The following is a 19,013-nucleotide window of genomic DNA, read 5'->3' on the forward strand; positions in this document are numbered from 1 at the left end:
GCTCACGCTATTGTTGCACCGTCTTGACGACACCGGTCACACCCGAGCGACCGGTGCGGATGAACGGATCGCCCTCGACGTCCTGATCGTCCTTCTTCAGCGCGAAGAACGCCCAGATACCCGCGCACGCGACCACGCCGGCGATCACGAAGAACGTGGGCTGGAACCCGAGCGCGTCGCGGATGTACCCGAAGGGGATCGCGAAGATCGTATTGCCCAGCTGGGCCGAGACCTCGAAACCGACCAGGTACAGCGTGGCCGAGAGCGCCGCGTTGAAGTGCAGGGTGAGGTAGCGGAAAATGCCGAGGATGAACAGGGGCACCTCGATGGCGTGGAACATCTTCACGATCGACACGATGATCGGGTCGGTGAAGACGGCCGAGCCGAGGATGCGCAGGCACATGACGGAGACGCCGAGGAGCAGGATGTTGCGCACACCGACCCGCCTCATGAGGATCGGGACGAGCATCATGCAGCCCGCCTCGGCGAACACCTGCACCGAGTTCAGCACGCCGTAGGTGTGGATGCCGACGTCCTCGTTCTCGAACAGGCCGGCGTAGAAGTTCGGGAACATCTGGTTGTCGTAGAGGTTGTAGAAGGTCCAGCTGAAGATCACGAAGCCGATGACCACCCACAGGTTCTTCATCTTCAGCACGGAAGCCATCTCGCGCAGGCCCGGTGTTGACGGGTGCGACACATGGCCGGGCGCGAGGGGCACGTGGTCGGTCTTCCAGAAGATCTGCACGAGCAGGCAGATGATGCCCAGGGCCGAGCCGAGGAAGAAGTTGATCGCGGGGTTGATCGTGAAGATGAAGCCGGTGAAGAGCGCGGCGATGCCGTAGCCGAGCGAGCCCCAGCCGCGGGCCTGCCCGTACTCGAAGCCGTAGGTGCGGCTCATGCGCTCCGAGAACGCCTCGAGCAGACCGACCGCGGCGGTGTAGCCGAAGGGCAGGAAGATCGCGCCGGCCGCGACGCCGGCGTAGAACGTACCCTCGTTCTGCAGCAGCGGCTGGTAGACGAACAGCACGAACGGCGCGAGGCTCGCCATCACGGCCGACGACAGGATGACCAGGTGCCGCCTGAGGCTCAGGCGATCCTGCACCATGCCATAGAGGAACATGACGGCGATCGTCGTGAGCGAGTTGACCGAGTAGACGGTGCCGATCTGCCCGCCGCTCAGGCCGAGGCCCTTGTCGAGCCAGACCGCGAAGAACGACCACCAGATGCCCCACCCGGCGAAGAATACGAACAGCGTTGTCGAGCTCTGCAGATAGGCGCCGTTCCTGAACAGGCGCGTGTTGATTGCCACGGTGTGGACCTCCGTCGGTCTCCGGTCCGATCCGGGCGACGCTGCTCGGGTGGGACGTGCAAAATCGGGTTGTATCGGTGCTAAAAGGATTTAGCATGGGAAAAGTAGCACACCGGCGCGCGGGCGGTCAATGTTTTCGCGGGCGTGCTGTCCGAGGGAGCGACCTGCCGTCCGGCCCTCACGCCGGCTCGCTCCGTGCTCAAGCCCTCGGTATCGTGGTGGCAGCGCCGGTACCTTGGAGGCAGCGCCGCACCGGGCGCCCATCGGAGTGAGGAGAAGCCGTGGCCGAAGCCTCGTCCCGCCGCCCCACACTCGCCGATGTCGCGCGCCGGGCGGAGATGTCTCCGGCCGCCGTCAGCCTGATCCTGAACGATCGCCCCGGCTCCCGCCTCTCCGCCGAGGCGGTCGAGCGGGTTCGCGCCGCCGCCGCCGAGCTGGGCTATCGGCCCAACCCGGCGGCCCAGAGCCTGAGGCTGGGGAAGACCCGCACGATCGGGTTCGTCTCCGATCAGGTGACGCTCACGCGCTACGCCTCCGCCATGATCGGGGGCGTGCTCGAGGCTGCGCGCGCCCACGGCCGCACGGTGCTCATGAGCGAGACCGGTCGGGGCGGCGGGCTGTCGGAGGCTGTCGAGGAGATGGTGGATCGCCGGGTCGACGGCCTGCTCATCGGCCTCATGGCCGCCCGGGTCATCGAGGTGCCGCCGACGCCGGGGCCGCTGCCGATCGTGCTGGTCAACGGGGCGTCCCCCGACGGCCGCCCCTGCGTGCTGCCGGCCGAGCAGCTGGCGGGGGAGACGGTGGCCCGGCATCTCGTGGCGCGGGGGCATCGCCGGATCGGCATCGTGGGCGAGCTCCCCGATGAGATGACCGCGCTCGCCGCTTCGGCGACGATCCGCGACCGCTTCGACGGCATCGCCTCCGCGCTCGCGGGAGAGGGGCTCGAGTCGGCGCGGGTCGAGGTCCCCGGGTGGTCGCCGGAGGTCGGGTACGAGTACGGCGGGCGCCTGCTCGACGAGCGCCCCGAACTGACGGCGATCATCGCGGGCAACGACAACGTGGCGTTCGGCATCTACCAGGCTGCCGCCGAACGGGGGCTGCGCATCCCCGACGACCTCTCGATCGTCTCCTTCGACGACGAGGAGCTCGCCGCGTACCTCAGGCCGGGGCTCACGACCGCTCGCCTGCCCTATGAGGAGATGGGTCGGCTGGGCGTCGAGATGCTGCTCGGGGATCGGCGCGCCGAGAGCGTGCGGTTGCCGATGCCCCTCATCGAGCGCGGATCGGTGCGGGCGCTCTAGTTGCACAGCAGCGCTGCTGTGTAGCTCCCCCTCCAGCCGGGAGGTTTTGGACGCTGTCCGGTGCTCAAGGGTTGACAATCGCTCCGGCGGCTCGTAGGTTCATTAGTGAAGTAATGAACCAGGGAAGCGTGGTGAGGATCCCGAATCCGACCCCGCCCCTCAGAGAACGGAGGCGCCGGTGTTCGACGACACGCGCCCGATCTTCCAGCAGCTCGCCGACCGCATCGCCGACGACGTGCTGCGGGGGGTTTACGCCGAGGAGGAGCAGGTGCCCTCCACCAACGAGCTCGCCGCGCACCTGCGCATCAACCCGGCCACCGCGGGCAAGGGGCTGAACCTGCTCGTCGAGCGCGGCGTGCTCTACAAGCGCCGCGGCATCGGCATGTTCGTCGCCCCCGGAGCCCGATCCCTCATCGCCGGCGAGCGCCAGCAGGCGTTCGTGCAGCGATTCATCGTGCCGCTGCTCGCCGAGGCCCGCAATCTCGGCCTCGACGCCCGCGACGTCGTCGGGCTCATCGAGCAGCAGGCCGATCCGCAGGCGGGTCCGGAGGCCACCCAGCCGCAAGCAGAGCGGCGAGCAGAGCAGCAAACCGAGCCGCAAGTCGTCGCGCACCCCGCGGCGCAGCAAGCGAAGGAAGAACAATGACCGCACCAGCCATTCAGACGCGCGGCCTCACCCGCCGCTACCGGGGCGCGACCGCGCTCGAAGACGTCACCCTCGACATCGAACCCGGCGTCATCACGGGCCTGCTCGGGCGCAACGGCGCCGGCAAGACGACGCTCATGTCACTCATCACCGCGCAGGATCGCCCCAGCGCCGGCACCGTCAGCGTGAACGGCCGCGCCCCGTTCGAGCACGCCGACATCATCGAGCAGATGTGCTTCGTGCGTGACAACCAGCGCTACCCGGACGACTACAAGCTGAAGCACGCCGTGCGGGCGGCGGCGATCTTCTACCCCAACTGGTCGCAGGAGGTCGCTGACCGGCTGATCGACCTGTTCCGCATCCCGACGAAGCCCGTCGTGAAGAAGTTCTCGCGCGGCCAGCTCTCGGCACTCGGCATCGTGCTCGGTCTCGCCTCGCGCTCGCCCATCACCTTCTTCGACGAGCCCTACCTGGGCCTCGACGCCACCGCCCGCGGCATCTTCTACGATGAGCTGCTGCGCGACTACTCCGCGCATCCGCGCACGATCATCCTGTCGACGCACCTCATCGACGAGATGGACCGCCTGCTCGAGCGCGTCATCGTGCTCGACCAGGGCCGTGTCGTGCGGCACGCCGACGTCGACGAACTTCGGGGCGGGGCCTATCAGGTGGCCGGCAAGGCCGCCGCGGTGGAGGAGTTCGCTCGGGATCGCCGAGCCCTGTCCCGCCGCACCATCGGCGGCCTCGGCACCGCCGTCATCGAGGGTGTGCTCGGGGACGCGGATCGCGGCGCGGCCGCAGCCGACGGCCTCGAGATCACGCCGGTCTCGCTGCAGGACCTCGTCGCCGCCTACGGGCTCGGAGATCTCGCGGACGCCGAAGCAGGGGCCGATCCCGAACTCGCCACCGTCTCGCCGCTCACCGGAAGGAGCGCATCATGAACCGCATCGTCAAGGTGACCAGGCTGCACCTCAACAAGCTGGGCACCTATGCCATGACACCGCCGCTGATCCTCGCCATCGTGATGGTGGTGTCGATCGTCATCCAGCTCGCGATCCAGCGCGCCGGCAGTCTCGACGTGCACTCGGCCGAATACATCGCGAGTGCCCGCTACAACTCGTCGGTGCTCTGGTCGCTGCCCGGCTTCCTCGTCTACTACGGCGTGCAGGCCGTGGCCACGACCTATCCCTTCGGCCTCGCGCTCGGGGCGACGCGCCGCAACTTCATTCTGGGGACGGTGCTCGCGAACGCGGTGCAGTCGCTGTACGTAGCGGTGCTGCTGCTCGTGCTGCTCGGGGTGGAGCTCGTGACGAACCACTGGTTCATGGGCATCTACGTGCTCGACACCTACGTGCTCGGCGAGGGCAACCCCGCCATTCTGTTCGGCGCGGCCTTCGTCGGCACGCTGTTCTTCCTCACCATCGGCGGGGTGTTCGGTGCGGTGTGGGTGCGCTTCGGGCCGAAGGGGCCGCTCATCATGGGCCTCGCCCTCGGCCTCGTTCTCGCTCTGACGCTGCTCGCGATCGCACCGCGACTCGGAGAGATCTTCGCGGGCCTGAGCTTCGGGCGGGTCGGCCTCGTCTCGGTCGTGATCATGCTGGTCGCGCTCGTCGGCACCTGGTTCGCGATGCGCCGCGCGTCGGTGCGGTAGCGCGGGATCGCGGAGCCCCTCAGCCCGCATCCTTCTCTGACGACCAACGCGGAGTCCCGAATGGCTGCTTCCCGGATTCCGGAAGCAGCCATTCGGGACTCCGCGTTTCCGCGTTTCCGCGCGCACCGCGCCGCCAGGCTCAGTGGATCTTCCGGTCCTTGCCCTCGGGGGTGATCAAGACCGCGAGCGCCGCGAGTACGAGCACCGCGATCCAGAAGACCGCCACGGGCCAGGTGGCCGACATCCCGATGACGAGGCTCGTCGCGATGATCGGCGAGAAGCCCGCGCCGAGCGTCGACGCCGTCTGGTATGCGGCGGAGGCTCCCGTGAAGCGGAGTTGTGTCGGGAACTGCTCCGCGACGAACGCGGCCATCGGGCCGTAGACGATGCCCTGCACGAAGCCGTTGCCGAGGATGATCGCGACCGCGAATCCCCAGACCGTGCCGGTCTGCAGCAGGGAGATGATGGGGAAGGCGAGCACCACGCCGAGGGCGCAGCCCGCGATGATGACGGTGCGGCGACCGAGCCTGTCGCTGAGCCTGGCCGCGAAGATCGCGATGACGACGGTCGTGACCGCGCCGACGGCCTTCCAGTTCAGCACCCCGGTCGGATCGGCGCCCGCGGCGACGGATTCCGAGACGCCCCACACGGTCATGAGCCCCTGCGTGGCGGTGAACGCGAGCACGGCCACGAGCGCCACGAGCACGGTGCGCCAGTGATGGCGCAGCACGTCGACGATGGGTGCGCGCTTCTTCGCGCCCTCCTCCTCGAGCTTCTGGAACATCGGGGTCTCCGCGACGCGGAGGCGGATGACGAGCCCGACGACGAGCAGCACCACGCTCAGCAGGAAGGGCACGCGCCAGCCCCAGGCGAGGAACTGGTCCTCCGGCAGGTTGGAGAAGAGCCCGAGCATGAGGGTCGCCAGCACGGCTCCGACCGGTCCTCCGGCGTTCGCGAGCCCTGCGGCGAGCCCTCGGCTCTTCTTCGGGGCGTGCTCCAGTGCGATGAGCACGGCGCCTCCCCATTCGCCGCCGACGGAGACGCCCTGCACGATGCGCAGGAGCACCAGGATGACGGGGGCGGCGATGCCGATCGTCGCCGTCGACGGGAGCAGGCCCATGACGATCGAGGCGATGCCCATCATGAGCATCGAGAGGATCAGCACGTTCTTACGCCCGTACTTGTCGCCGAAGTGGCCGAAGACGATCCCGCCGAGCGGGCGGGCGAGGTAGCCGACCGCGAAGGTCGCGAACGATGCGAGCACGTCGAATCCCGGCGGCAGATTCGAGAAGAACACCTTGCCGAAGACGATGCTCGCCGCGGTGGCGTAGAGGATGAAGTCGTAGAACTCGATCATCGAGCCCATGAAGCTCGAAGCGATGACGCGACGCATGTCCTTCGTCGTCATCGAGATCTGCGTGCCGTCGCTGTTGGTGGTCGACGAGACCGTGGGGGAGTGGTCGAGGGCGGGGTCCGAGGATGGGGTAGTCATCTTTGACTTCTTTCGTGTGCGGGCGTTCAGATGGAGGAGGCGGTCCGGGCGAATTCGATGACGTCGAGGTCGTTCGGGATCAGTACGTCGACGGCTGCGTGCGCCGCGGTGCGGCGCCAGGCCTCGATGGGCAGGTGGCCGGGAACGAGGTGGTGGATCGCGAGCCGGCGGGCACCCGCCTCGAGCGCGATGTCGGCCGCCTCCGCGACTGAGGTGTGCGACTTGTAGTGGTGATCCTTCGAGGCCTGACCGGTGCTGTCGGCGCTGCCGCCGTACAGTTCCTCGACCCATTCGAAGCTGATGGCCTCGTGCAGCAGCAGGTCCACGTTCTCGGCGAGGCGCGCCATGTTGGCGGTCTTCGCGGTATCCCCCGAGATCGCGACCGACCCCTCATCGGTGGTGAAGCGGTACGCGAAGGCCGGGGCGATGGGCGGGTGCTCCACGAGGATCGCGTCGACTCGCACGCGATCATCCTCGAACACGGTGAACGGCGCCATGTCGGGCGTCATGTTGTCGTTGGGGTGGTATCCGATGCCCTCGGGGATCTCGATGTCCTGGGCTCGGAACAGATCGAGCGGGGACGGACGAAGAGCGTCGAGCACCCGGTCGTTGAGGTCGGTCGCGTGAGCCTCCATGAGGAGGCGGAACATATCTGCCGTGCCGGGTGTGGGGAGGGAGGGGGAGACCGGTTCGACCGGACCGGTGGCTCGGGGGGAGACCGGAGGAAGCATGCCGCGGTTCCCCGGGCCGATGATCGGCACCGGGGTGCGCTCGCGGGTGAAGCCGAACATGCCGAAGAGTGCGAGGTTGACGAGGTCGGTCGTGTGGTCGGAGTGGAGGTGGGTGAGGAAGACGCCGCCGAGCGAATCCATCTCGAGACCCGCTCGGGTGAACTGGCGCCCCGCACCGAGCCCGACATCGACGAGGTAGCTGCGGTCCCCGACGACGACCGCTGTCGAGATGCCGAAGCGCGACTCCGCGGTGAGCGGCGTCCACCAGCGGGGTCCGCCGGCCGTGCCGAGGGTGACGATCTTGGGGATTGAGGACACGGGGCTGCTCCTTCGGAACCGGACGTGAGGTTGAGAACTCTTCAAGTGTGGGCAGGAAGCAACCTTATGTAAAATGAATAAAATTAATCCATAGATCAGGTTTTGTTTATGAATACGGCGACTCTTCGTCAGCTCGAGTACTTCGTGGCGGCGGCTGACACCGGCACCGTGAGCGCGGCTGCGCTGCGTTGCTCGGCCTCCCAGGCAGCGGTGTCGACTGCGCTCAACGAACTCGAGCGGGGTCTCGGCATCCAGCTGTTCGTGCGGCGAACGGCGAAGGGTGTGCGCCTCACGAAGAGCGGGGAGCGTGCGCTGCCCATCGCCCGCCGCATGCTCAGCGACGCGCGAGAGCTCGAACTCCTCGCCGCGGCGGAGGCGAGCGAGGCTGCCGGGCCGCTGCGGGTCGCCTGCACGAGCGCGCTGTCGCCCCGGGTGCTGCCAGCGCTCGCCGAGGCCTTCCGAGCGGAGCATCCTCTCGTCGATCTCGATCTGGTGGATGGGCTCGCCTCCGACGTGGAGCGCATGGTGCTGAGGGGCGAGGCCGACGCATGTCTGCTCTACCGCCGCCAACTCGAGTCGGATCTCGATTCGAGGACCGTGCGCGAGGTGGTGCCCTACGCCGTACTCGCCGCGGACCACCCGTTGGCAGGCAGAGACCGCGTCGCCCTGCAGGATCTCGCGAGCGAACCGCTGCTGCTGGTGAACCCGGAGGGATCGCGTGGTGTGATCGAGCGCTTGCTCGAGGAGGCCGACGTCTCTCCGAAGCGGGGCTGGGCGTTCTCGAACCCGGAGACCGTGCGTGCGATGGTCGCCCGAGGGCTCGGATACTCGGTGTTCAGCGGCCGTCCGATCTCGCTGGAGAGCTTCGACGGCGGCCGCGTCGCCTACGTGCCGCTCGCCGACCCGATCGCCCCGAACGAGGTGGTGCTCGCGACCCCCAAGGGACAGCGGATGACCGCGAGACTGCAGGCGCTGCAGGATCTGCTGATGAAAGATTCGGTGCTCGAAGCGCTCGGGTGAGGGTGCGGTAGCGCGGGATCGCGGAGCCCCTCAGCCCGCATCCTCCCCTGACGACCAACGCGGAGTCCCGAATGGCTGCTTCCCGGATTCCGGAAGCAGCCATTCGGGACTCCGCGTTTCCGCGCGCACCGCAGGGTGGGTACGGGCACCTCGAGCCTCACCCAGGCTCCCCGGCGGCCTTCGCCTCCAGCAGCGCCCGCTCGCGCGCGTTGCCCGTGAGTGCGGCCGCCTCGGCGAAGGCCTCGCGAGCGAGCCGTTCGCGGCCCGAGCGGCGCAGGAGGTCGGCGCGCATCGCCGGCAGCAGGTGGTAGCCCCGCAGCTCACCGGAGGCCTCGAGCCGGTCCAGGATCGGCAGCGCCGCCTCCGGCCCCGCGGCCATCGCCACCGCTCCGGCGCGGTTCAGCTCGACCACGGGCGACGGGGCGACACGGCCCAGCGCCTCGTAGAGCACCACGATGCGCTCCCAGTCAGTGTCGTCGATCGACGGGGCGATCGCGTGGCACTCGGCGATCGAGGCCTGCAGCGCGTAGGGGCCGCGCCCTCGTCCGAGCGCGTCGACGCGCTCGAGGGCGGCTCGGCCCCGCGCGATCGCGTCGCGATCCCAGCGGGTGCGATCCTGCCGGTCCAGCTGTATCGGCTCGCCGCTCGCGGTCACCCTGGCCGGGAAGCGCGCCGCAGTCAGCTCCATCAGCGCGAGCAGGCCCAGCGCCTCCGGCTCCCGCGGCACGAGCCCCACCAGTACCCGCGCCAGCCGGATCGCCTCGCGGGCCAGCTCCGGGCGCATCCATTCGTCTCCCGAGCTCGCGGTGTGCCCCTCGTTGAATATGAGGTAGAGCACGCTCAGCACGCCGGCGAGCCGCTCGGGGAACTCCGCGCGATCCGGAACCTCGAACGGCACCCGCGCCGCCGCGAGCGTCTTCTTCGCCCGCACGATGCGCTGCTGAACGGTTGCGGTCGGCACGAGGAACGCCCGCGCGATCTCCTCGCTGCCGAGGCCGCCGACGACGCGCAGGGTGAGGGCGACGCGGGCCTGCTGCGAGAGCACGGGGTGGCATGCGACGAAGACGAGGCCGAGCACCTCGTCGTCGATGCGATCCGGATCCCACGGCGCATCGCCGCCGGTGCCGAGATCCTGCTCCTGCTCCAGATCCCGCATCATCGCGGCGATCCGCGCGTCGTAGCGCTCGGCGCGACGCCAGTGATCCACCGCCCTGCGCTTCGCGACCGCGGTGAGCCAGGCCGCCGGATTGCGGGGTACCCCGGAGTCGGGCCACTGCGCGAGTGCGTCGGCCAGCGCCTCCTGCGCGAGGTCCTCGGCCAAACCGAAGTCACCGACGGCGCGCGTGAGGGTCGCGACGATCCGCGCGGACTCGATGCGCCAGACCGCGGCGACCGCGCGCCGGGCGGGGGCGGGATCCGGAAGCCTGTCCGGTCCCAGCCCCGCGCCGCTGCTGTCGACGGTCATGCCGCCCCTACTGCTCGCCCTGAGCCTTCGCCTCGGCCTCGGCGATCCACTGCTGCTCCTTCTGCACCCACTCGTTGTCCTGCGGGAAGTCCTCGGGCCCGTGGATGCGGCGCACCTCGAGCTTGCTCCCCGGGCCGAGCGGGCAGCGCTTGGCCCACTCCGCAGCCTCCTCGCGCGAGGACACGTCGAGGATCCAGAAGCCGTTGAACAGCTCCTTCGTCTCGCCGTAGGGGCCGTCGGTGACGAGGGGCGGATCGGCCGAGAAGTCGACCACGAAGCCTTCCTCGGGCGGGGTGAGCCCGTCGCCGCCGGCCATGACGCCGGCCTTCACGAGCGACTCGTTGTAGCGGCCCATGGACTCGAGCATCTCCTCGAGCGGGATGTTTTGCGATGCCTCGAGGGCCTCGTCGGTCGCGCGCATGATGAGCATGTACTTCATGATGTTCTCCATTCGATTCGAGGGCTGTTTCGACCCTGTCATTGAAGACGTCGAATGGGAACAGCGGAGATCGACACGAGCCGAAAACTTTCTCGAAAAAATCCTGAGCCTTGTGTAGGGTGCTCGTTTCGCTCCGATCCCGAGCCAACTTCCGCGCCCAATGCGAACGCGGAGTCCGATTCTGCTGCATCCCGGTGAGGGGAAGCCGCAGAATCGGACTCCGCGTTGGGAACAGGCCGGCAGGCCGGGCCGGTTACTGGCGGGCCGCGGGCTCCGGATCCCGGATCTCGTCAGCCGAGGGCCCCTCGGCGGCGCCCGCCTGCGCCGACTCGGGGGCCCGCGTGTCGCCGGCCTCGTCGTCGTTGAACGCGACGCCCTGGCGCGGCGCATTGTAGAGGTCGGTGTCGAGGATCCCCTCGCGCTTCGCCACGATCGTGGGCACGAGCGCCTGGCCCGCGACGTTGACCGCGGTGCGGCCCATGTCGATGATCGGATCGACGGCGAGCAGCAGGCCGACGCCCTCGAGGGGCAGGCCCAGCGTCGACAGCGTCAGGGTCAGCATGACGGTCGCGCCGGTGGTGCCCGCGGTCGCCGCCGAGCCCACGACCGAGACGATCACGATGAGCAGGTACTGCACGAGCGTGAGGTCGATGCCGAAGAACTGGGCGATGAAGATCGCTGCGACGGCCGGGTAGATCGCGGCGCAGCCGTCCATCTTGGTCGTGGCTCCGAGCGGCACCGCGAACGAGGCGTAGCCGCGGGGCACGCCGAGGTTGCGCTCGGTGACGCGCTGCGTGAGGGGCAGGGTGCCGATCGATGAGCGGCTCACGAAGCCGAGCTGCACCGCGGGCCAGACCCCCGAGAAGTACTGCTTTACCGAGAGACCGTGGGTCTTGACGAGGATCGGGTACACCACGAACAGCACCAGCGCGAGGCCCAGGTACAGCACCGCGACGAACCAGGTGAGCGACCCCATCTTGTCCCAGCCGTACTCGGCGACGGCGTTGCCGATGAGGCCGACGGTGCCGATCGGGGCGATGCGGATGATCCACCACAGCACCTTCTGGATGATGGAGAGCGCGGACTCGGTCAGCCGGATGAAGGGCTCGGCCTTCTCGCCGATCTTGAGCGCGGCGATGCCGACGGCGGCCGAGATCACGATGATCTGCAGCACGTTGAAGCTGGGGCTCGCGGAGACCGTGCCGGTCGCCTCGTCGGTGGAGACGCTCACGCCCAGGCCGAGGAAGTTCGCGGGTACGAGGCCGGTGAGGAAGTTCCACCACGTGCCCACCGTGTAGGGGTCCTCGGGCTTGAGCTCGGACTGCGAGGCGGTGGTGCCGGGCTGGAAGACCACGCCGAGCACGATGCCGATGGAGACCGCGATGAGCGCGGTGATCGCGAACCAGAGCAGGGTCTGGCCGGCGAGGCGGGCCGCGTTCGTGACCTGGCGGAGGCCGACGATGCTCGACACGATCGCGGTGAAGATGAGCGGCACGACCGCGGCGCGCAGCAGCGAGACGTAGCTGCTGCCGATCGTGGCGAGGGTGGCGTGGAGGCCGTTCTTGTTGTCCTCGGCGTCTGCGCCGAGCGACATGGCGATGCCGCCGAGCACGAGACCGAGTACGAGGCCGGCGAGGATCTGCCAGCCGAAGGAGGTCATCCACTTGGGGAGGCGCCGCCGCGTTTCGGGGGCGGCCGTTGTTGTCGACACGACGAGGTGTTCCTTTCGCTGGGTGAGCGCGGGATCGGCCGGTAGGGGGCGGATCCGCGGAGTGCATGCGGGCGTGAAGCCCGGGCCGCAGATGAGTGTAGCAATGTATTCGCGAGAGTTATTCCACGTATTGTGAAACGTTGCATATGTCGTCCTGCTGGGCGGTCGCGTCGAGGGCCGGTATCCTGGTGCCTATGGCAGATTCTTCGTTTGACGTGGTGAGCAAGATCGACTCGATGGAGGTCGAGAACGCGGTCAACCAGGCCCGCAAGGAGGTCGAGCAGCGCTACGACTTCAAGGGTGTTGGCGCGGACGTGACGCTCTCGGGCGAGAGCATCCAGATCAAGGCGAACACCGAGGAGCGCGCGAACGCGGTGCTCGACGTGCTGCAGTCGAAGTTCATCAAGCGGGGGCTCTCTCTGAAGGCGCTCGACAGCGGCGAGCCCTACGCGAGCGGCAAGGAGTACCGCATCGACTGCAAGCTCAAGGAGGGCATCGATCAGCCGACCGCGAAGAAGCTGAACAAGCTGATCCGCGATGAGGGCCCCAAGAGCGTGAAGTCGCAGATCCAGGGCGATGAGCTGCGGGTCAGCTCGAAGAGCCGCGACGACCTTCAGGCGACCATGGCGCTCCTCAAGGGCGCCGACGTGGATGTCGCGCTGCAGTTCGTCAACTTCCGCTGAGTTCTCGAAAGGCGCAACATGATCGGCGAGAACCTGCTCGGCCCCGAGCCGACCCTCTTGAGCGAGGATCCCGCAGCGGCGACCGCGTCGCAGCCGGGCGCGGATCCCGAATCCGTCGTGCGCGAGCACCCCGAATCGCCGCTCGCGTGGGCGATCCTCGCCGACCGCGCCGATGCGGCCGGTGACGAGATCGAGGCCTACGCCTTCGCGCGCGTCGGTTACCACCGCGGCCTCGACGCGCTCCGCAAGGCGGGCTGGCGCGGCGCCGGTCCGGTGCCGTGGTCGCACGAGCCCAATCGCGGTGTGCTGCGCGCGCTCTACGCGCTCCGCCGGGCTGCCGGCCGCATCGGCGAGCAGGGTGAGGTCGAGCGACTCACCGAGTTCCTGAACGGCGCCGACCCCGGAGCGATCGCCGCGATCGAGGGGTGACGACCCGCGCCGGGTAGACTGGGCCGGTAACTGACCAGTTGTAAGGAAGGGGCTGAGATGCCCGCTGTACTGATCACCGGTGCCCAGTGGGGCGACGAGGGGAAGGGGCGCGCGACCGATCTGCTCGGCAGTCGCGTCGAATACGTCGTCAAGTTCAACGGCGGCAACAACGCCGGCCACACCGTCGTCGTCGGCGACGAGAAGTACGCGCTGCACCTGCTCCCATCGGGCATCCTGACGCCCGGCGTCGTGCCGGTGATCGGCAACGGCGTGGTCATCGATCTCGGCGTGCTGAAGCAGGAGCTCGACGCGCTCAGCAGCCGCGGCGTCGATGTGTCGAGGCTGAAGGTGAGCGCGAATGCGCACGTCATCACCGCCTACCACCGCACCCTCGACAAGGTCACCGAGCGCTTCCTCGGCAAGCGACAGATCGGCACGACGGGCCGCGGGATCGGCCCGGCCTACGCCGACAAGATCAACCGCGTCGGCATCCGCATCCAGGATCTCTTCGACGAGAGCATCCTCCGCCAGAAGGTGGAGGCGGCGCTCGAGTTCAAGAACCAGGTGCTCGTCAAGATCTACAACCGACGCGCCATCGAGGCCGACGAGGTGATCGCCGACCTGCTGAGCTTCCGCGAGATGCTCGAGCCGATGGTGTGCGATACCGGGCTGCTGCTGCACGAGGCCATGCAGGCCGACAAGACCGTGCTGTTCGAGGCCGGCCAGGCGACCATGCTCGACATCGACCACGGCACCTACCCGTTCGTGACCTCCTCGAACGCGACGGCCGGCGGCGCGAGCACCGGATCGGGGCTGCCGCCCCACCAGCTCGACCGCGTCATCTCGGTCGTCAAGGCCTACACGACCCGCGTCGGCGCCGGGCCGTTCCCCACGGAGCTCTTCGACGAGTTCGGCGAGCACCTGGCGAGCGTCGGCCACGAGTACGGCACGACCACGGGGCGCCCGCGCCGGTGCGGCTGGTACGACGCCCCCATCGCGCGTTACGCCGCCCGCATCAACGGCGTCACCGACTTCGTGCTCACCAAGCTCGACGTGCTCTCGGGGCTCGAGACCATTCCCGTCTGCGTCGCCTACGACGTGAACGGCGTGCGCCACGACGAGATGCCCGTCAATCAGAGCGATTTCCACCACGCGAAGCCGATCTACGAGGAGTTCCCCGGCTGGTCCGAGGACATCTCGGGGGCGCGTCGCTTCGAGGACCTGCCGAAGAACGCGCAGGATTACATCCTCGCCCTCGAGGCGATGAGCGGATCGCGCATCTCCGCGATCGGGGTGGGCCCCGAGCGCGAGCAGGTCGTGGTGCGCCACGATCTGCTCGACTGATCGCGGTCCTGCTGCGTGCGTGGAATGCTTGGAGTGAAACGTGCAGCGTTTCGCGCATTCCGCGGCGGCGCCACCGCGTCGCAGCGAGTCGCAGAACCCGCCGCTGAGAACGTGAGATCCTGCGGCTTCGCGCCGGATGACGAAAGCGAATAGGAACCATGAGCCAAGAGACGCCCGAGACCCGACTGGCCGCACTGCGATCCAGCATCGACAACATCGACGCCGCGCTCGTGCACATGCTGGCCGAGCGCTTCCGCTGCACGCAAGAGGTCGGCCATCTGAAAGCCGCACATGACATGCCCCCCTCGGATCCGGCCCGCGAGGCGCGCCAGATCGCGCGGCTGCGCTCGCTTGCCGAGGAGGCCAACCTCGACCCCGAGTTCGCCGAGAAGTGGTTCAACTTCGTCGTCGCCGAGGTGATCCACCACCACACGCGGATCGCCGAGGACTCGGAGTAGCAGCCCGCGCCCGCACTGCGCCGAAGATCCGGCGTATCCCGAATCAGCTCGCGAGTTCTGGTTCGGGATACGCCGGATCTTCCGCGTTGAATAGAGGTCGTCCCTCCACGCGCTCACGCTTGCGATTCATTCGAACATATGTTCGAATGAATCCATGAGATGGAGCGGACAGCGCCGAGACGCGACCGCCGAGGAGGCCCTCCCCGGGCTCGAGCTCGGCGAGGTCGCCGCCGTGCCCGGGCACCTGCGCACCGTGCGCGCCCCCGAGTTCGCCGGCCTCGTCTTCCACGAGGTGATCGCGAAGAGCGCGCTGAACAAGGTGCCGGGCCAGTCGTCGATGCCGTTCTCCTGGACCATCAATCCCTACCGCGGATGCTCGCACGCGTGCGTTTATTGTTTCGCCCGCGGTTCCCATCGTTATCTCGAGTTCGACGCCGGGCGCGACTTCGACTCGCAGGTCGTGGTGAAGGTCAACGTGGCCGAGGTGCTCGGGCGCGAACTCGCGAGGCCCTCCTGGGAGCGGGAACGGGTGGCACTCGGCACGAACACGGACCCCTATCAGCGCGCCGAGGGGCGCTATCGCCTGATGCCGGGCATCATCGAGGCGCTCGCCCGCAGCGGCACGCCGATGTCGATCCTCACCAAGGGCACTCTCCTGCGCCGCGACCTGCCCCTGCTCGCCGAGGCCAGGCATCGGGTGCCCATCGCGCTCGCGATGTCGATCGCGGTCGGCGATCCCGAACTGCAGCAGTCGATCGAGCCGGGCACTCCCACGACCCGCGCCCGGCTCGACACGGTCGCCGCGGCGCGCGAGGCGGGCTTCGAGGTGGATGTCTTCCTGATGCCGGTCCTGCCGCACCTCACGGATTCGGCGGCGCACCTGAACGGACTCCTGCGGGACATCCGCGACGCCGGAGCGAGTTCGGTGCTCTACGGCGCGCTCCACCTCAGGTCGCACGTGAAGCCCTGGTTCTTCGCCTGGCTCGAACGGGAGTACCCGGAGCTCCTGCCCGCGTACCGGAGGCTCTACCCGGGCAGCGCGAGTCGTGCCCCGCAGGCGTACCGCATGGAACTGGCGGCGCGGATCCGCCCGTTGATCCGGCGCTTCGGCCTCGAGCGCGAGAGGCGCAGCACAGCTGAGGAGCTCGGCCGCGAGGCTGCCCGCCGACCCGTCGAGTTCGCGGCCCTCGATGCGCCAGGCGCTCCCGCGCCTACGCTCTTCTAGCCGCCCGAGCGGCGCTGATCGCCGCGAGCACCCGTCGGCGCAGCGCGTCGCCCCGCTCGGCGAAGACGCGCTGCCTGCGCACGTACTCGCGCTTGCCCTCCGCCGTCTCGATCGCGATCGGCGTGAGCGGCGAACCGTCGGCCCCGAAGAAGCCGGTCACGTCGTACGGCGAGGCCTGCATGTCGACCTCGCGGATATCGCGCGCGAGCTCGAAGCAGTCGAGCAGCAGCTCGCCGGGGATGATCGGGCCGAGTTTGGCGGCCCACTTGTAGACGTCCATGCCCGCGTGCAGGCAGCCCGACTGCTCCAACTCGGGCTGCGTCTCCCGCGTCGGTTGCAGTGCGTTGAGCGGCGCCGCCGAGGGGGTGAAGAACCGGAAGGCGTCGAAGTGCGTGCATCCGATGGGGTGGCTCTCGACGACACGGTCGGTGGCCTCGTGCCCGATGCGCAGCGGGAGGGACGTGTGCCGCAGCTGCTCCGGGGTCATGCGGTAGACCATCGCCCACTCGTGGAGGCCGAAGCATCCGAAGCGGGGCGCGTGGTCGAGGGTGCTGCGCAGCAGATCGTCGACGTAATCGACGGTGCCGCCGCGTCGCGCGAAGAAGGCGTCGAGGTCGATGGTCGCGTCGTGCTCGCCGTGAACGCGGTAGTACTTCCACGACGCCCGATCCGCCGCCCCCTCGAGCACCCCGGTGCCCGGATGCCAGCGCCGCAGTTCGCTCGGCTTCACCGAGTAGTAGGTCCAGAGGAAGTCCTCGACCGGATGCTTCTCGCCCCGCTGCTTGCGCTCGCGATGCGCAGCGGTGAGGGCGTCGGCCCGGCGCTGGTGGTCGGCCTCGCGGAGTCGCCAGGCGGCTTCGGTGAGCATCACCCGCCGAGTGTACCCGCTCGACCGGTTCGAGTCTCCGGGCAGACTGGAGAGGCGGTCTGTGCGAGGTGGGACTCGACGGGGATCGATCGCACTGCCTACAATCAAGCGGGGGCGGATCGTCGGAATCCGCGGGCGTCGAGCGGGTTATCGCCAGGAGCGTGTGCTTCGGCGTGCGGAAAGGGGCAGCGCTTGTCTGATAGGCGGGACGCTGCGGCGCAACGCGAGGAACCTCCAATGATCGGGCGCCGAGCCACCGACCGTACGCCGCTCGCCCGCGTCGTCGGTGAGATCGACTATGCATATACGCACGGCCGATACGCCCGAGCGAGGGAACTGCTCGAGCGCAATTTGATTGCCGGCTGGTTCGGGCTTGCTCCGGAGCGCTTCGCGGAGATCGTCAGCGATCTCTCGCGGAGCGATGAGCCCCCCGGCGCCTTGCTGCAAATCCTCGCGCTGATGCTGTCGAAGAGGAGCGGGGGCGATGACGGATCCCGCGATGCGGTTCCTGAGCGCTCCCTCGATGCCGATGCCGCAGTCGTCGAGATGGGCGGAGCGCTGGGGATGGATTCCAGCCTGATCGAACAATTGCGCCGTTCGGGTGGTGAGCAGGGCGTACCGGTGACGAGCCTCGTGCAGTTGCTGCACATGTTCACTCTGAGGCTCGAGGGTCGACCGAAGCAGGCCATGCGCGTGATCGGGGCACTCGAACAGCACCTGGGAAGCATGGAGACGGTGCTCGACCGCAGTCGTGGCTGGACTCTGTTCATCGCGGTGCAGCACGGCATCACAGCTATGCTGGCCGGTGATCTCTCCGCGGCGCTCGCGAGCTTCACGCGCGCTCGGATGCAGCGGTACGCTCCGGAACACGGATTCCTCGTGCGAGACGCCTGCCTGAAGTCCGCGATCATCGAGGTGCTCTACGGGGATGTCGAACGTGCTCGGGCCCTGCTGGTCGAAGCCGAGGACGTCATCCGTACTGAGAGCTGGGTCGAGGCGGCGAACGATGCGGCTCAGCGGTTGGTCGAAACCTTCGTGCTGTCGGAGACTCCGGATGACGCGCTTGGCCTGCTCGACCGTGTGCCGATGCGAGACTTCGGCGAGCTCTGGCCCTTCTACATCGTGGCCGTGCAGCAACTCCTCGCCGACGCAGGGCGCGTCGAGGAAAGCGACGCTCGATTCGCGCTGTTCGATACCCTCGCGCTGCCGCGAGTGCTGGGCGAGGGGTTCAACGGCAGTGCGTTCGCGCTATGCCGATACGCAAACGCGCTCGCGTCGGGCAATCTCGAGGAGGCCAGAGAGAACCTTGCTGAGGCCGACGGCGACCTGGTGGTGACGAGGCTGGCGATAGCGGTGCAGGATCTCCTGTCCGGTCGTCCACGTGAAGCGCAGCAGCGCGTTGCAGGGCTGCGGCAAGAGACACGTGGATTGCGCATGCTGGATGTGTACCGCCTCTCGGTGCTCGCCGGCAGCCATCTCGCCCTCGGCGAGGAAGAGGAATGCGCCGAGGTTCTGGGGTTCGTTCTCCGCTTACCGGGCGGACCGAGGCCTCGCGAACTCGCGGCATTCACGAGTGAGGTACGTGCGTTCGCCGAAACCCGTTTCGCAGCCTGGCCCTCGTTACCCGGCTGGGCGGAACGGTTCTCGTTCGACGTGCGGCCGGTACTCACGGAGCGGGAGCTGGAGATACTGGGAGAATTAGCGGCGGGTCGGTCGCGTGAGCAGATAGCGCAGGCGGAGTTCATCTCGATGAATACGCTCAAGACGCACCTGCGCTCGCTGTATCGCAAGCTCGGCGTGCGCTCACGCACCGGTGCCGTGCTCGAGGGAGAGCGCCGGGGCCTGCTCTGAGGCGTTGCTACGCCGCCGCCCTCCCGCCTACGATCTCACCCCCGATCTCACCCTTTTGCGCGGGCACCGGAT

The 19,013-nt window shown here is 68.3% G+C and carries 18 protein-coding genes; 11 read left to right on the forward strand and 7 right to left on the reverse strand.

Going from position 1 to position 19,013, the window contains the following annotated elements; all coding sequences use genetic code 11:
• Window positions 1-7: 7 nt before the first annotated feature.
• Window positions 8-1,309 carry an oligosaccharide MFS transporter gene (locus KVY00_RS10190; protein ID WP_223042857.1) on the reverse strand — a complete coding sequence of 434 codons (1,302 nt, stop codon included), beginning with the start codon at window positions 1,307-1,309 and terminating at the stop codon, window positions 8-10.
• A gap of 281 nt (window positions 1,310-1,590) precedes the next feature.
• Here KVY00_RS10190 and KVY00_RS10195 point away from each other — a divergent pair, with 281 nt between their 5' ends.
• From KVY00_RS10195 to KVY00_RS10210, 4 genes are all read left to right on the forward strand, one after another.
• Entirely contained in the window at window positions 1,591-2,610 is a 1,020-nt protein-coding gene (locus KVY00_RS10195; RefSeq protein ID WP_255572593.1) for a LacI family DNA-binding transcriptional regulator, read from the forward strand.
• 178 nt (window positions 2,611-2,788) lie between these two features.
• Window positions 2,789-3,256 (forward strand): GntR family transcriptional regulator, encoded by a 468-nt coding sequence (locus tag KVY00_RS10200; RefSeq protein ID WP_223042858.1) that lies wholly within the window; start codon window positions 2,789-2,791, stop codon window positions 3,254-3,256.
• Window positions 3,253-4,197 (forward strand): ABC transporter ATP-binding protein, encoded by a 945-nt coding sequence (locus tag KVY00_RS10205; RefSeq protein WP_223042859.1) that lies wholly within the window; start codon window positions 3,253-3,255, stop codon window positions 4,195-4,197. The genes KVY00_RS10200 and KVY00_RS10205 overlap by 4 nt, the downstream gene beginning before the upstream one ends.
• Entirely contained in the window at window positions 4,194-4,907 is a 714-nt protein-coding gene (locus tag KVY00_RS10210) for a hypothetical protein (RefSeq protein ID WP_223042860.1), read from the forward strand. The genes KVY00_RS10205 and KVY00_RS10210 overlap by 4 nt, the downstream gene beginning before the upstream one ends.
• Window positions 4,908-5,046: 139 nt before the next feature.
• On the opposite strand, the gene KVY00_RS10215 is transcribed toward KVY00_RS10210, so the two are convergent.
• A complete protein-coding gene (locus KVY00_RS10215) occupies window positions 5,047-6,399 on the reverse strand; it encodes an MFS transporter (RefSeq protein WP_223042861.1) in 1,353 nt (450 codons plus the stop codon).
• 26 nt (window positions 6,400-6,425) lie between these two features.
• On the reverse strand, window positions 6,426-7,448 hold the full coding sequence (locus KVY00_RS10220) for an MBL fold metallo-hydrolase (protein WP_223042862.1): 1,023 nt from the start codon (window positions 7,446-7,448) through the stop codon (window positions 6,426-6,428).
• A gap of 108 nt (window positions 7,449-7,556) precedes the next feature.
• Between KVY00_RS10220 and KVY00_RS10225 the strand changes: the two genes are divergently transcribed.
• Window positions 7,557-8,468, forward strand: coding sequence for a LysR family transcriptional regulator (locus tag KVY00_RS10225; protein ID WP_223042863.1), 912 nt, complete (start codon window positions 7,557-7,559; stop codon window positions 8,466-8,468).
• Window positions 8,469-8,625: 157 nt separating this feature from the next.
• Here KVY00_RS10225 and KVY00_RS10230 read toward each other — a convergent pair whose 3' ends face one another.
• The 3 genes from KVY00_RS10230 to KVY00_RS10240 form a co-directional block, all read right to left on the reverse strand.
• Window positions 8,626-9,933, reverse strand: a complete 1,308-nt coding sequence (locus KVY00_RS10230; protein ID WP_223042864.1) for an RNA polymerase sigma factor — start codon at window positions 9,931-9,933, stop codon at window positions 8,626-8,628.
• 7 nt (window positions 9,934-9,940) lie between these two features.
• Window positions 9,941-10,372 (reverse strand): YciI family protein, encoded by a 432-nt coding sequence (locus tag KVY00_RS10235; RefSeq protein ID WP_223042865.1) that lies wholly within the window; start codon window positions 10,370-10,372, stop codon window positions 9,941-9,943.
• A gap of 253 nt (window positions 10,373-10,625) precedes the next feature.
• Window positions 10,626-12,032, reverse strand: a complete 1,407-nt coding sequence (locus tag KVY00_RS10240) for a dicarboxylate/amino acid:cation symporter (RefSeq protein ID WP_223045275.1) — start codon at window positions 12,030-12,032, stop codon at window positions 10,626-10,628.
• 245 nt (window positions 12,033-12,277) lie between these two features.
• Between KVY00_RS10240 and KVY00_RS10245 the strand changes: the two genes are divergently transcribed.
• From KVY00_RS10245 to KVY00_RS10265, 5 genes are all read left to right on the forward strand, one after another.
• Window positions 12,278-12,766 (forward strand): YajQ family cyclic di-GMP-binding protein, encoded by a 489-nt coding sequence (locus KVY00_RS10245; RefSeq protein ID WP_223042866.1) that lies wholly within the window; start codon window positions 12,278-12,280, stop codon window positions 12,764-12,766.
• A gap of 18 nt (window positions 12,767-12,784) precedes the next feature.
• Entirely contained in the window at window positions 12,785-13,195 is a 411-nt protein-coding gene (locus KVY00_RS10250; protein WP_223042867.1) for a DUF3151 domain-containing protein, read from the forward strand.
• A 57-nt stretch (window positions 13,196-13,252) separates the two neighbouring features.
• The gene (locus tag KVY00_RS10255; protein ID WP_223042868.1) at window positions 13,253-14,539 is read left to right on the forward strand and encodes an adenylosuccinate synthase; all 1,287 of its coding nucleotides are present in this window, start codon (window positions 13,253-13,255) and stop codon (window positions 14,537-14,539) included.
• A gap of 158 nt (window positions 14,540-14,697) precedes the next feature.
• Window positions 14,698-14,997 (forward strand): chorismate mutase, encoded by a 300-nt coding sequence (locus KVY00_RS10260; RefSeq protein ID WP_223042869.1) that lies wholly within the window; start codon window positions 14,698-14,700, stop codon window positions 14,995-14,997.
• 154 nt (window positions 14,998-15,151) lie between these two features.
• Window positions 15,152-16,222 (forward strand): Rv2578c family radical SAM protein, encoded by a 1,071-nt coding sequence (locus KVY00_RS10265; RefSeq protein ID WP_223042870.1) that lies wholly within the window; start codon window positions 15,152-15,154, stop codon window positions 16,220-16,222.
• Here KVY00_RS10265 and KVY00_RS10270 read toward each other — a convergent pair.
• A complete protein-coding gene (locus KVY00_RS10270) occupies window positions 16,209-17,090 on the reverse strand; it encodes a 3-methyladenine DNA glycosylase (protein WP_223045276.1) in 882 nt (293 codons plus the stop codon). The genes KVY00_RS10265 and KVY00_RS10270 overlap by 14 nt on opposite strands.
• 237 nt (window positions 17,091-17,327) lie before the next feature.
• Here KVY00_RS10270 and KVY00_RS10275 point away from each other — a divergent pair, with 237 nt between their 5' ends.
• Window positions 17,328-18,941 carry a helix-turn-helix transcriptional regulator gene (locus KVY00_RS10275; protein WP_223042871.1) on the forward strand — a complete coding sequence of 538 codons (1,614 nt, stop codon included), beginning with the start codon at window positions 17,328-17,330 and terminating at the stop codon, window positions 18,939-18,941.
• Window positions 18,942-19,013 lie beyond the last annotated feature (72 nt).

The organism is Leucobacter tenebrionis, from assembly GCF_019884725.1.
GTDB classification, from domain to species: domain Bacteria; phylum Actinomycetota; class Actinomycetes; order Actinomycetales; family Microbacteriaceae; genus Leucobacter; species Leucobacter tenebrionis.